Source organism: Photobacterium frigidiphilum (assembly GCF_003025615.1).
Taxonomy (GTDB): Bacteria; Pseudomonadota; Gammaproteobacteria; order Enterobacterales; family Vibrionaceae; genus Photobacterium; species Photobacterium frigidiphilum.
Window position 1 is genome coordinate 19,100 of record NZ_PYMJ01000024.1, and the last position, 13,999, is coordinate 33,098.

14 protein-coding genes are annotated in these 13,999 nt (G+C 41.0%); 6 read left to right on the forward strand and 8 right to left on the reverse strand.

Features of this window, described 5'->3' with window-relative positions; genetic code table 11:
• Positions 1-97 precede the first annotated feature (97 nt).
• Complete coding sequence (xerD, locus tag C9J12_RS19725; RefSeq protein ID WP_170111829.1) at positions 98-994, reverse strand: site-specific tyrosine recombinase XerD; 897 nt, start codon at positions 992-994, stop codon at positions 98-100.
• Positions 995-1,207: 213 nt separating this feature from the next.
• On the opposite strand from xerD, the gene fldB reads away from it, so the two are divergent.
• A complete protein-coding gene (gene fldB, locus C9J12_RS19730; RefSeq protein WP_107244267.1) occupies positions 1,208-1,729 on the forward strand; it encodes a flavodoxin FldB in 522 nt (173 codons plus the stop codon).
• Between the two features lie 113 nt (positions 1,730-1,842).
• On the opposite strand, the gene brnQ is transcribed toward fldB, so the two are convergent.
• Positions 1,843-3,150 carry a branched-chain amino acid transport system II carrier protein gene (gene brnQ, locus C9J12_RS19735; RefSeq protein ID WP_107244268.1) on the reverse strand — a complete coding sequence of 436 codons (1,308 nt, stop codon included), beginning with the start codon at positions 3,148-3,150 and terminating at the stop codon, positions 1,843-1,845.
• A 434-nt stretch (positions 3,151-3,584) separates the two neighbouring features.
• Between brnQ and C9J12_RS19740 the strand changes: the two genes are divergently transcribed.
• Together C9J12_RS19740 and srmB are read left to right on the forward strand one after the other, a co-directional pair.
• The gene (locus C9J12_RS19740; RefSeq protein ID WP_107244269.1) at positions 3,585-4,307 is read left to right on the forward strand and encodes a tRNA1(Val) (adenine(37)-N6)-methyltransferase; all 723 of its coding nucleotides are present in this window, start codon (positions 3,585-3,587) and stop codon (positions 4,305-4,307) included.
• A gap of 194 nt (positions 4,308-4,501) precedes the next feature.
• Positions 4,502-5,761, forward strand: coding sequence for an ATP-dependent RNA helicase SrmB (gene srmB, locus C9J12_RS19745; RefSeq protein WP_107244270.1), 1,260 nt, complete (start codon positions 4,502-4,504; stop codon positions 5,759-5,761).
• Positions 5,762-5,898: 137 nt separating this feature from the next.
• Here srmB and yaaA read toward each other — a convergent pair whose 3' ends face one another.
• Together yaaA and C9J12_RS19755 are read right to left on the reverse strand one after the other, a co-directional pair.
• Entirely contained in the window at positions 5,899-6,678 is a 780-nt protein-coding gene (yaaA, locus tag C9J12_RS19750; RefSeq protein WP_107244271.1) for a peroxide stress protein YaaA, read from the reverse strand.
• 112 nt (positions 6,679-6,790) lie between these two features.
• A complete protein-coding gene (locus C9J12_RS19755) occupies positions 6,791-8,224 on the reverse strand; it encodes an alanine/glycine:cation symporter family protein (protein ID WP_107244272.1) in 1,434 nt (477 codons plus the stop codon).
• A 643-nt stretch (positions 8,225-8,867) separates the two neighbouring features.
• On the opposite strand from C9J12_RS19755, the gene C9J12_RS19760 reads away from it, so the two are divergent.
• Positions 8,868-9,050, forward strand: coding sequence for a DUF3545 family protein (locus C9J12_RS19760; protein WP_041393877.1), 183 nt, complete (start codon positions 8,868-8,870; stop codon positions 9,048-9,050).
• Between the two features lie 101 nt (positions 9,051-9,151).
• Here C9J12_RS19760 and C9J12_RS19765 read toward each other — a convergent pair whose 3' ends face one another.
• The 4 genes from C9J12_RS19765 to nfo form a co-directional block, all read right to left on the reverse strand.
• Complete coding sequence (locus C9J12_RS19765; protein WP_107244273.1) at positions 9,152-9,685, reverse strand: hemerythrin domain-containing protein; 534 nt, start codon at positions 9,683-9,685, stop codon at positions 9,152-9,154.
• A 147-nt stretch (positions 9,686-9,832) separates the two neighbouring features.
• Positions 9,833-10,516: a uracil-DNA glycosylase gene (gene ung, locus C9J12_RS19770; protein WP_107244274.1), complete on the reverse strand. Its 684-nt coding sequence runs from the start codon at positions 10,514-10,516 to the stop codon at positions 9,833-9,835.
• 95 nt (positions 10,517-10,611) lie between these two features.
• Positions 10,612-10,746 (reverse strand): hypothetical protein, encoded by a 135-nt coding sequence (locus C9J12_RS31450; protein WP_265416158.1) that lies wholly within the window; start codon positions 10,744-10,746, stop codon positions 10,612-10,614.
• 173 nt (positions 10,747-10,919) lie between these two features.
• A complete protein-coding gene (gene nfo / locus C9J12_RS19775; protein WP_107244275.1) occupies positions 10,920-11,768 on the reverse strand; it encodes a deoxyribonuclease IV in 849 nt (282 codons plus the stop codon).
• A gap of 340 nt (positions 11,769-12,108) precedes the next feature.
• Between nfo and grcA the strand changes: the two genes are divergently transcribed.
• Together grcA and C9J12_RS19785 are read left to right on the forward strand one after the other, a co-directional pair.
• Positions 12,109-12,486, forward strand: a complete 378-nt coding sequence (grcA, locus tag C9J12_RS19780) for an autonomous glycyl radical cofactor GrcA (protein WP_107244276.1) — start codon at positions 12,109-12,111, stop codon at positions 12,484-12,486.
• A 304-nt stretch (positions 12,487-12,790) separates the two neighbouring features.
• A complete protein-coding gene (locus C9J12_RS19785; protein WP_107244277.1) occupies positions 12,791-13,972 on the forward strand; it encodes a dicarboxylate/amino acid:cation symporter in 1,182 nt (393 codons plus the stop codon).
• The last annotated feature ends 27 nt before the right edge of the window (positions 13,973-13,999 follow it).

Below are 13,999 nucleotides of genomic sequence, written 5' to 3' on the forward strand. Positions count from 1 at the left end.
ACTTTCAAAGTTCATTATACGGGTAGTCACACAGCAGTTACTAGATGAACTCGATCATCTTTATTATTAAGTCGCTTATGTATTGGCACTTAAATCATTAAACACGAGGGTGATGCGTCGCATGAAGTTGTTTTAAGCGCTCTGTCGCTACATGAGTATAGATCTGAGTGGTGGATAAATCACTATGCCCAAGCAGCATCTGTACCACGCGTAAATCAGCACCATGATTCAATAAATGGGTTGCAAACGCATGCCTCATCACGTGGGGCGACAATGTATCGGTATCGATACCCGCAATCACCGCATAATACTTAATACGATGCCAAAACGTCTGCCTTGTCATTTGCCTTGCGCGCTTACTGGGAAACAATACATCAGAACTTTTCTCACCTAATAGCTGTGGGCGGCCGCTATCAATGAACTCTTCAATCCAATCAATTGCATTTTCTCCCATAGGCACTAACCGTTCTTTTCCCCCCTTACCTAACACCCTCACCACACCTTGACGTAAATTCGTATTTTCCATGGTTAAGCTCACCAGTTCGGTAACACGTAACCCTGTGGCATAAAGCAACTCTAACATCGCTTTATCACGTAATTCTATCGGGTTATTGGTATCTGGCGCGTCAAGCAAAGCACCAACTTGCTCTTCGGTTAAATCTTTCGGTAAACGTTTAGGCAAACGCGGGCTCACCATCATGCTGCTCGGATCATCTTCACGCACTTTTTCACGATATAGATACTGGAATAAACGGCGAATAGCCGACACCATGCGTGCACGTGATGTTTGTTTAAAATCAGCATCAAATAGCCATTGCTGGTATCGCTGTAAATCATCGACAGATAGCGTTACCAAGCGGTAACTTTTCTCTTCTGCCCACTTTCGTAATTTGGTTAAATCATTACGATAAGACATCAGCGTATTTTCTGATAACCCTCTCTCCATCCACATTGCATCAAGAAAGCGTTCAATCATATTTTCGTCGTTTTCCACAGCAACCTCTAACCCTATATGCAAATACACTAAATGAAACGCATGGATATAAACACAGTACTTTTGTCATGGTAGTCTATTTATACCTAAAAGTAACTTGTCATATCCCAGTTGATAACACTGAAACACGGTAAAGCCGCGAGATAAAACATAGAGGAATAGAAAGAAGCTAGGTAAACTCTCAGCCATTACATACACCAATGGATTATCAGCATGAAAATTGGCCTATTCTACGGTTCAACAACTTGTTACACAGAAATGGCGGCAGAAAAAATCCGCGAGTGTATTGGTGATGAACTCGTTGAACTGCACAACATCAAAGAAACACCAATCAGTGAAATGAACAACTTTGACATGCTGATCATGGGGATCTCAACATGGGATTTCGGTGAACTACAAGAAGATTGGGAAGCAGTATGGGAACAACTCGATGGAATAACCCTTGCTGGTAAAACCGTGGCTTTCTTCGGCATGGGCGATCAAGAAGGCTACACCGAGTGGTTTTTAGATGCGATGGGCATGCTGCACGACAAACTACTGCCAACAGGCATTAACGTCGTCGGTTATTGGCCCAATAATGATAGTTACCAATTTGAAGCATCGAAAGCACTAACAGAAGATGAAGAATTCTTTGTTGGCCTAGCCCTCGATGAAGACAGCCAGTTTGAAATGAGTGACGAGCGTATTACTCAATGGTGTGAACAGATATTGACTGAATATAGCGATTCACTCTAAGTCTCTTGTCTTGAATTAGCTTCAATCAACAAAATGCTTTAGAGCCAACAAAAAACGGGATGCCATAATGGCATCCCGTTTTGTTTTAAGGCAATTTTTTAATATAAAGAAAATTATGCAGTTTGACGCGTTTGCTGAGCGACTTTACCACCAATAACACAGGTGATAACGAGAGCAATCGTTGTTGGTAGTAACCATGCCATACCGTAGTCAAACAAAGGAATAATTCTGAATGCCGACACATCAAAGCCCGCTACTTTTGCAGCATCAATTAGGCTAAACGACAATGCCACAATCATTACTACACGGTAAGACAATACTGGGTTTGGTAACCAACGACGAATAAAAGTCAGCATTACCAGCGCCATTGCAATTGGATACAGTGCAAATAATGCAGGCAAAGAAATCGTAATCAACTGATTAAGACCAACATTTGCGACTACACAACAAATTACAGCCAGTAATGTAACCCACTTCTCGTAAGACCAATTAGTCAGTGAAGAGAAGTACTCAGAACACGCTGTTAATAGACCAACAACCGTCGTTAAACAGGCTAATAAAACAATTAGCGACAAAATAATTTGCCCAGCAGGGCCAAACAATGCTGCAACATAAATAGCAAGAATATCGCCACCATTAGCAGCACTGGCAGCAATTACGCCACTTGTTGCGCCTAAGTAAAACAGTGATATATAAACGAAAGCCAGACCCGCAGCAGCAATTAAACCGGCGCTGATTAAGTATTTACGTGTCGCAACTTCATCTGTAATGCCTTTGCTACGTACTGCATCAACAATCACCATACCAAATAGCAATGCTGCTACTGCGTCCAGTGTGTTGTAGCCTTCAACGAATCCTTTAAGGAAAGGCATGTCAACGTAATCACCTTTCGCCGCTTCAATCGCATCTTGTGGGTTAACCACAACAGCCACAGCTAATGCCACTAGTGCAAGGAATAGGATTGGCGTTAAAAACTTACCCACTAAATCGACTAAGTTGCCACGAGAGCGAGAAAGGAACAGAGCAATAGCAAAAAAGACAATAGAGAAGATTGTTAAGCTAAGCTGTCCGGCATCGGCAATAAAGGGTTTAACGCCCATTTCGTAAGCAACAAGGCCAGCACGAGGTGCAGCAAATGCTGGCCCAATAACAATAAAGATTAATACCGCAAGTAAAGTAGCCACTTTAGACGGTAAGTCACGAGTAAGCCCTTTCCAACCACCAGCAAGTGCAACGGCAATAATGGCAATCAGCGGTAAGCTAACCCCGGTAGAAAGGAAACCAAGCATCGCAGGTATAAGGTTCTCACCCGCTTGTTGACCCGCTTGAGGTGGGAAAATAATATTACCCGCCCCTAAAAAGAATGCGAAGGTCATAAAACCTAACGCCAAGATATCTGTTACTTTCAGTGTTTTCTTCAAACTACACCTTCCCACTCATATTTGTTTATTAGTTGTGTTTGTTTCTTATAATTTATGTCACGCAATACATGTTGCTAAATGTGACACTTATCGCAGCATAATGAAGAAAAAGTTAACAATTAGCAACGAGGTAACTAAAAACACCATAATCTTTGGCTTCGCGCACTAATAACTAGCACATAACACCAGTTTCAACTTAAAAATAAGAACTACGAGCCAGCAAAAGCTTTCTATCCAATTAATGCAAAACAATACTTACAACCACACAACAATACCGAAACAGAATTTAAATATTAATCACAGTATTTATCCGTCTCTATCTCATTGTTTGATAAGTTGATGTTTAAATCTTTCGCATGGCAATTTTGACCAACAAGGAGGATCAAATATTTGCCTAAATTGGTATTATACTGTTGATAAATAGAGGAGGCAGAATGGCAAAAGGTTTCACATTCAAACAGTTCCACGTCAACGATGGGGGATGCGGCATGGCAGTTAGTACTGATGGGGTATTACTCGGAGCATGGGCAACACTACCGAAACAAGGAAAACTCATTGATATTGGCACAGGCAGCGGACTGCTGGCTTTGATGATGGCACAGCGTATTGCACCAGCGCCATGTTCGATAACCGCGGTTGAATTAGATAATTCTGCCGCAGATGCTGCTGCGAAAAATTTTTCTAATTCACCATGGGCATCCTCTTTACACTGCGTAAAGCAAGATATCCAGCAGTGGACCCACACACAGCCGAAAAATAATATTGAAAACATTATATGTAATCCGCCCTATTTTAATTTTGGATTACAAGCAGACAACCAAACAAGAGCGACAGCGCGGCACACCGATACATTAACCCATGATGCGTTATTGCAATCCATCGCGTACTTACTTACCCCAAAAGGGATCGTAAGTTTAATATTGCCAGAATACGAAGGGCGAAAACTCATCCAAGCTGCTGAAAAATATGGTTTACAGTGTCAGCGGTTATGCGAAGTTAAAAGTACCGAAAGAAAGCCCGTTAGTCGATTATTGATCGAACTCACCCCCTGTACGGTGAAATTAGACACGCCAAAAGAAACATTATGTATCCATAATAGCGGGCAATATTCAGCACAGTTTGTGACTTTGACTCGTGATTTTTATCTTAAGCTTTGATGAATATCAAAGCCAAAAAAGCGTTGTAAGCGTAATCAATAAAGTTTTTATGCTTTAATCGGTGATACTTGCGGCAATAGCCTCTATAATGCCGCCCCTTATATTAAAACCACTAATGATCGATCCATTATCCTGCACCGGAAAGAAGGTGGCGATTGTTATTGGAGTTGGTCTTGTCCGAGGAGAAATAACTGGTGAAAGACTTTTCCGAGTTAGAGTTAGATAGCGCACTATTAAACGCGATTGAAGAAATCGGCTACACCCGCCCGACCGAAGTTCAGGCACAGGCTATCCCTCACGCCCTGGACGGTAGAGACGTATTGGCTTCCGCTCCTACAGGTACCGGAAAAACAGCTGCATTTCTTTTACCGATGATCCAGCACTTACTTGATTTCCCTCGTAAGAAGCCAGGGCCAGCGCGTGTATTAATTTTAACCCCAACGCGTGAACTTGCGATTCAAATTGCTGACCATGCGCGTGCATTAGCTAAAAATACTCACCTAAAGATCTTCACGATCACTGGCGGTATTTCATACGATGACCACGCTGAACTTCTAGGTAAAACACAAGATATCGTTGTGGCAACACCTGGGCGTTTAATGGAGTACGTTGAGAGTGAGCGTTTCGATTGCCGAGCAATTGAATGCTTAATCTTAGATGAAGCTGACCGTATGTTAGATATGGGCTTCACTAAAATTGTTGACCGTATTAACCACGAATGTCGCTGGCGTCGTCAAAGCCTTCTATTCTCTGCAACCTTAGAAGGTAAAGGCGTTCGTGAGTTTTCAGAAACAATTCTGAAAGAACCTGTAGAAGTAAACTCTGCACCTTCACGTCGCGAACGTAAGAAGATTCATCAGCTTTACTTACGTTGTGACGATATGGATCACAAATTAGCATTGCTTGAGCAAATCCTGAAACATCAGGCAGAGCGCAGCATTGTCTTTGTGAAAACCCGTGATCGTCTGGCTATGTTACGTGATCAACTTGCATCAATGAACGTGAAATGTAGCTGGATTCAAGGCGAAATGGCGCAATTATCTCGTAATAATGCGATTTCTCGTTTCCGTGATGGTGATGTCAACATTCTGATTGCAACCGACGTTGCGGCTCGTGGTATCGATTTACCCGACATCAGCCACGTAATCAACTTTGATATGCCACGTACCGCTGACGTGTATTTACACCGTATTGGTCGTACTGCACGTGCAGGCAAGAAAGGTATTGCGATTTCACTGGTTGAAGCACACGATCAAGCGATGATCGAACGTGTAAGCCGTTATATGGAAGAAGAAGTGCCAGAACGCTTCATCAATGGTTTACGCCCAGCAAGTAAAAAAGCCAAAACCATTAAAAAGAAAAAAGTAAAAATCGATAAGAAACTGAAAGTTGCTAAGCAAAAGAAAGCCGCTAAAAAGCATAAGAAAGCATCAGAAAACAAACCTGAAGCTTAATCACTTATCGGTTTATCTCTACAACAGAGAAACAAGAAAGGCAGAGATAAAATCTCTGCCTTTCTTTTATCTGTCATATTCAACCGCTAACACCAAAACAATCACCTCGGCAATGATCACGCGTCGCTCTAGCAATGTTACTTCATTTGCTCTTCACGTTTAAAGACCAACTCTTTGCTGGTGGATTCTGCTGGCACAAAATAGTAACCCGCTACATCAAATTGCTTCAGTTCATCAACCGACTTAATACGATTATCAATAATGTAACGTGCCATCATGCCTCGTGCTTTTTTAGCATAAAAGCTGATCACTTTATAATTTCCGTTCTTACAATCTTTAAAAACCGGCGTGATGAGCTGTGCATCTAATGATTTTGGCTTCACCGATTTGAAGTATTCATTTGACGCTAAGTTGATCAAGATATTATCGCCCTGCTCAGCAATCGCAGCATTGAGTTTTTCAGTGATCACGCTACCCCAGAACTGATACAAGTTAGCACCACGTGGGTTAGCAAGCTTTGTACCCATCTCTAAGCGATAAGGTTGCATTAAATCAAGCGGACGTAGCAAACCGTATAAGCCAGACAACATACGAAGGTGCTGCTGAGTATAGGCAAAATCCTCTTCCGTCATGGTTTCTGCTGCCAGCCCGGTATACACATCGCCTTTGAATGCCAAAATTGCCTGACGTGCATTCTCTGTCGTAAATTTTGGCTGCCACTCAGCAAAGCGGGCTGCATTTAAACCCGCAATTTTATCACTCACCTTCATCAGGCTAGCAATATCCATTGGTGTTAACTCGCGGCACACTTCCATCAACTCAGAAGAGTGATCCGTTAGCTCTGGTAACGTATAAGTTTGCGTTGCTAAGGGAGAGTCATAATCAAGTGTTTTTGCTGGTGAAACCACAATTAACATAAGGCTTTATCCATTAAGGCTGATAACGGAAGATTATCATTGTTAACAAAAAAAACCACGCGATTGTCGCGTGGCTTAATAGATTTATCTAATAGGTAATAGGTTATAGCTATCACTCTTTCGATTTAGGCTGATCCCAAATCCCTTCTTCTAGCTGAGCATGAAGCTCTGGATAATCTTTACTGTCAAATGTTGGCACTTTACCTTGCGAAAGCTGCTTATTGTAATCCTTCGCCAGTTTCACCGCCGTGCCAGATAGAAGAACAATCGCAATCAAGTTAATGATCGCCATCATCCCCATCGACACATCAGCCATCGCCCACACCGTTGGTAAATCTGCGATTGAACCAAACATCACCATACCGAGTACAACAAGACGGAATACGTTCAAGCCCGCTTTGTTGTTGTGCTCTAAAAAAATCAAATTCGTTTCTGCATAGGAGTAATTTGCCACGAGAGAAGTAAACGCAAAAAAGAAAATAGCCACAGCAATGAAGATTGAACCCCAGCTACCAACTTGAGCACTTAGCGCACGTTGCGTCAGCTCAATACCCGTCACCTCACCATGGGGGACATATTCACCTGACATCAAAATAATCGCCACAGTGGCCGAACAAATAACAATCGTATCCATAAAGACACCCAGCATTTGCACATAGCCCTGAGAAGCAGGATGAGGTGGATAAGGTGTCGCAGATGCCGCGGCATTCGGCGCAGAGCCCATACCGGCTTCATTGGAAAATAAACCACGTTTTAGACCGTTAATCATGCCTTGTGCAATGGTGTAACCTAAAGCGCCTGACGCCGCCTCTTCTAAACCAAATGCACTGCGGAAGATCAGTGAGATGATCCCCGGTAATTTTTCCATATTGGTAAACATGATAAATAACGCTAACAACAAGTAACACAGCGCCATTGCCGGTACTAAAATTTCGGCTGTACGTGCTATTGCCCGTAATCCACCAAAAATAATAATGCCCGTCATTACCACCAACACCATGCCGACGTAAGTTGGATTAAAACCAAATGCGACATTCATTGCTTGCGAAATAGAGTTCGCTTGCACGGCATTAAATACCAAGCCAAAGGCAATAATAAGGAAAATAGAAAACACCACGCCCATCCAGCGCATGCCTAACCCTTTCTCCATATAATACGCTGGGCCACCACGATAGTTACCGTCTGCATCACGGGTTTTATACAACTGAGCAAGTGCACTTTCGGCAAAAGCGGTTGCCATTCCTAACATGGCGATTAACCACATCCAGAAAATAGCGCCAGGACCACCTAAGGTCAGAGCAACGGCTACACCAGCCATATTGCCCGTACCTACACGCGCAGCCAAGCTGGTACAAAGTGCCTGAAAAGACGAAATTCCTGCTTTATCCGATTTTCGGCTATTTCGCATCACACTGAACATATGCCCAAAATGTTTAAATTGAATAAAGCCTAAACGGTAAGTAAAGAAGATACCGACACCGACCAATAGATAAATGAGCACAGAGCCCCATAACAGATCGTTTAAAAAATTAATCTGACTAGTCACGCCCGATACCTCATACACATTAAAAAAGAATAAATACCCACTCAAAAAAACATGAGTGAAACACGATAAAATAATAATAGTTGTTTACTAACAACCTTCGTTGTTCTTATTGAGTTACGGCAGAAATAGAGCGCCAAACAATTGCTATCACTCTTTTTACGTTTATCAAACTGAATTTATGAATCCAATAGACAATAAACCTAAAAGGCATTGATACTAAAGCATTATAGAAGATATATGATCATGCAAAGATATATAGCAAAAAGCAATACTTCACGCCTTACGTTTAACCTTGGAAGCATATTTTTGCTTCCATATTGTCGTGTGACTTAACGACGGAAAACAATCTTTATCGCATTAATGCGCCAAAATCATTCAAATTAAATACAAATATCCCTTAAATTAATCGAATCATGGTCAGAGAGAATCATCCGTTATAGCCCATTAATTCACATCACTTTTTCTCATCTCTGCATCAATGACCTCTTTAATATGCTCATTTTTCATTCAGCCAGCTTGTGATCATACGAACACTCACGTAAAAAATTCATAAAAAGTCAACATTTACGAAACACATTAATTTTATTTTAAAACTATATATGCTATTAAACTTATATAGTCATGTAAGAACTAGAGGTGCTTTATGGATAGCTTTGCATTCGATGACATTCTTGCAACACAACAGCCGGCTCGCGGTTCACGTAGTAAACCGGTAAAACGGAAATGGCGTGAAATTGAGGCAATAAAGGACAGGCAAAGACTGCGTAAAGAATTACAAGATCTTGATATACTCCAAGACCTTTCAGATGAACATATTGATTTCTAATCAATCTACAGACTAAACAATATAAACAGCGCCAATCAAATTGGCGCCTTCTTTTTAATTACCTGTAACGACAATTAAACACGATAGCCCAGCAATAATGATTACGTTGATATATGTTCAGATAACTTTTGATAACGTGCATCAACATGCTCACCAAAGAGTGGATCATCCTGATAAACGTGCAGTTCTTTCGATACTGCCACCCAATCTTCTGCAGTAAAATCACGACGTATTAGCGGGAATATATTTTTTTCTTCAAACTCTAGATGTGCTTTCTGACGTGTGACAAACACATTCAACTTTTCAGCAAAGATATCGAGAGGAATAACGGCATCCATTAGTACCATTTCAACCGTATCAGCAAACTCAGCAGTAAGTTGTGCCAACTGATGATGCTCTTGCTCGAGGCTTTGCATATCGCCATTTTTTGCATAATGCGATTGATAATAACGGTACAGAATATCTTCCTTGGGATGATGGCAGTGTTCAGCATACTGTTGAAGATATTCCACAATATCTTTAATCAAGCTGTAATTAACCGTACGACCATTTTCAATAGCATCTAGCTTCTGCTGCAGAATATTCAATAAGCGGTTTATATAACCATGCTCAGTATGAATACTATCTAACATCATAACCCTCTCCTTGATTGCTTATCTTAAATTCATTTGTTTAAGTGTAATTCATCAAAGAAAATACATATTGATCCTGATTACTAATTATTCACATTTTTACAGGTATTTATTAACACCTGTTATTATCAATCATTTAAAACCAGCCACTTACTCTTGAATCCTTTTAGGCTGCCAATCAATTGGTGATTGATTCATGCCACACAATAGCTGGTTCACTTGAGAGAAATGCTTACAACCAAAGAAACCACGATATGCCGACAGCGGTGATGGGTGAGCCGATTTTAAAACATGATGCTTATCGGTATTAATCGTTTTACCTTTCTTCTGCGCATGCGCCCCCCACAATACGAACACAATGCCAGCACTCTGTTGATCAAGCACATCGATGATTTTATCCGTAAATGTTTCCCAACCAATCTTGGCATGTGAATGCGCTTTACTTTGCTCGACGGTCAATACTGTATTTAATAGCAGAACGCCTTGATCTGCCCAACTTTGAAGGTAACCATGCTGGGGAATTTGAAACCCTGGGATATCGGTGGCTAATTCTTTGTACATATTAGCGAGTGATGGGGGTGTTTTAATGCCAGGCAAAACAGAAAAACTCAAACCATGTGCTTGATTAGCGCCGTGGTAGGGATCTTGACCTAATATTACGACCTTTACTTGATCTAATGGGGTTGAATTAAATGCATTAAAAACATCTTGTTCAAGAGGAAAAATAACTTTGCCATTAGAACGGGCAGTAGACACAAACTGTTCAATATCCTGAAAGTAAGGCTGTTTTTTTTCTTGATTGATAATGTCTTGCCAAGTATTTGTGTGGCTCATCATATTGATCCTGATTCGATGTAATACCGTTATTCTAACGATTTCAGCATTAAAATCAGAAGTGATTGTTCAGAGCCACCACAAAAATAACCACCTTAAGTCCTGCCAAGTTGATCTTTATGGTGTGGAGTAACGGGTGAACGCCAATGCCCACGGCCTTGAATTGGGCGGTTGGCTTGAGGTAACCGAGCGGCATAAATTGCTGTTTGAGTAATCATTGTCATGTTCATAGTCCTAACTCCAAGAAGAATAAAACCTGCTACGAATAAGAACATGAAAAAAGAATGCCAACTTTTAAATAATACAACTAAACAAAATAAATACAGTTAGTTATATTAACTTTAATTTGATCATTCAAAAATAAGAAGCACTACCTCAACGCATTTGCCCTACTACAGTGCTTTTATTTATTGTTCACAAATGAGCGTAACGTCATGATTTCTTGTTGCCAAATATCAGGGTTGATCGTTTCTAATACCAAAGGAATATTGTCGAACCCACTCGCTTGCATCAGATAACGAAAGCAATCCCAGCCAATCTCACCTTCCCCTAGGCTATGGTGTCGATCTAAATGGCTTCCTAACTTACCCTTTGAGTCATTTAAGTGCATGCCACGTAAAAAAGACATTCCCACCACCTGATCAAATTCAGTAAATGTTGCCTCTGTAGCGGCTTCAGAACGTAAATCATAACCCGCCGCGAATGTATGGCAGGTATCAATACACACACCCACTCGGCTTTTATCTTCAATCTGGTCGATAATTTCAGCTAGGTGTTCAAATCGCCAACCTACATTCGATCCCTGCCCTGCGGTATTCTCAATCACCGCCACAACCTCAGGTACTTCTTGATGCGCCATGTTTATCGATTCAGCAATCAATCTTAAACAGTCTGATTCACTGATCTTTTTTAAATGACTACCAGGATGGAAATTCAGTAAAGTAAGCCCGAGTTGATTACAACGCTGCATTTCATCAATAAATGCCGCACGAGATTTCTCAAGCTTTTCAGTCTCAGGGTTGCCCAAATTGATCAAGTAAGAATCATGCGGCAGAATCGCCTCGCTCTTAAATCCATACTGCTGACAACGCGCTTTAAAAGCGGTAATAACATCTTGCTCTAATGGCTTAGCCACCCACTGTCTTTGATTCTTCGTGAATAGCGCAAAGGCGTTAGCACCAATTTTGGCTGCATTTTCCGGTGCGTTAAACACCCCACCAGCTGCAGAAACATGCGCACCAATTAACTTCATTTTATATCCTGTTAGTTACGTTATTTTTCCACATGAATTACAACAAAATACGCCTCGTCATGGCCTACTTTCCGGTTAAAACAAGGGATGAACTTTTCATTTATGTTGTAATTTTACTACAAACGATCATTTAAACTATTTTTTAAACTTTAAACTCACTACCGAATTGTAGGTAAACTAAGGTTAACTTGACCTAGCTCAAAAAAACAGCCGTATTAAAAATAAGGTTTTTTGTTGTAATTTGATCTGCATCAATACCAATTTTCCATTACCGAGGTATATAATACGCAGCTCAATAAAAAACTTAAAAACTAACTACATTTCTTCGGAGAATAAAGTCATGATCACAGGCATTCAAATTACAAAATCAGCGAACGATGATCTACTAAATAGCATCTGGTTACTAGACAGTGAAACAAATGAAGCTCGCTGTGTTGTAGCAAAAGCTGGCTTTGAAGAAGATCAAGTTATCGCAGCAGCAGACCTAGGTGAATACGAATCTCGTGACGTTACTATTGAAGTTCCAGCTAAGGTTGAAGGTGGTCAGCACCTTAACGTTAACGTTCTTAAGAAAGAAACACTGGAAGATGCAGTGGCACACCCAGAAAAATACCCACAGCTAACAATCCGTGTATCGGGTTACGCTGTACGTTTTAACTCTCTAACAACAGAGCAGCAAAAAGACGTAATCGCTCGTACTTTCACTAGCAGCCTGTAATTTAGCTATTAGATAAAAGTATAAATAGAACGGTGCCTAAGGTGCCGTTTTTTTATGCCTGTCATTCATCAAACTATCCCTATTAAATCTTATCCTCTTCTTTAAGATCATCTTATTTATCAGTATGGCATTCATGTCACAAATATGAACATTGCTGACATTCACCTCTCAATATTGACCAAATAACAGACAATATCACTAATTTTAGCGTACCTTGCCAGCATTGTTGTTTGTATGGATAATTAGACAGATAACAATGTTCAGCATGAATTTCTTAAATCATTCCCTTTCAGGAGCCAGCTTTATGAAGTTAATACTAAAATTGATCTCTGGTATTTTGGTCGGCATCCTACTCGGCTTTTTTGCGCCGGATAGCATAATTCGAACACTACTCACAATAAAACAACTCGGCGGGCAATTAATCGGGTTTACCATTCCTCTGATTATTCTTTTTTACATTACGAGCGGTATTGCCAGCTTACCTAAAAATTCAGGTTCGTTATTAGGTAAAACCGTCGCACTCTCTTATGGTTCAACGATTATTGCAGGCAGTCTCGCCTTTCTTGTTGCCAGCGTTGTCATCGCTGGATTACCAGAATCAACGGTTACCGTCGCTAGCAGTTCTGATAAATTAACAAGCTTTCTAACATTAGAAATACCGCCATTATTTGGTGTAATGACAGCACTCGCGACAGCCTTTTTATTTGGATTAGGCATCAGTATTACTGATAGCCAAAATTTAAGAACAATTGCAGATGAAGGGCGCAATGTTATTGACCTTTTATTGGCAAAAGTCATTATTCCATTTTTACCGCTATATATTGCTGGCGTGTTTGCTGAAATGTCAGCAGAAGGAACGGTTTTTACCACATTAAAAACATTCGGTGTAGTCTTAACCCTAGCTATCATCATGCATTGGGTATGGATTACCATTCAGTACACAATAACGGGGTTGGTACTTCGTCAGTCACCAATAAAATTAATCAAAAACATGCTACCGGCCTACTTCACCGCCGTTGGTACCATGTCGTCGGCTGCAACCATTCCGGTTACCCTGCGCCAAACCAAAAAGAACGGTGTGGATGATTCGATTGCAAACTTTACTATTCCTTTATGTGCCACGATCCACCTTTCAGGTTCAACCATCACACTCGTCACTTGCTCGACTGCTGTTATGGCATTAAGCCAGCACATTGCCATCCCATCATTACTTGAGATGTTACCTTTCATTATGATGCTTGGTATTACAATGATTGCCGCACCCGGTGCTCCAGGTGGTGCAGTAATGGCAGCACTAGGGTTAATGGCTTCTATGCTTGGTTTTGGCGAGGCTGAACTCGCTCTCATGATCGCACTGTATATGGCGCAAGATAGCTTTGGTACAGCCTGCAATATTACCGGAGATGGTGCTATCGCATTGTGGGTTAATAAGTTTTCTAAAGAAGAAAAACAACAGCCTGCGATTGAGGCTCAGCAAGAAAGTTAACGCATAAAAAAACGGTAGCCATTACGG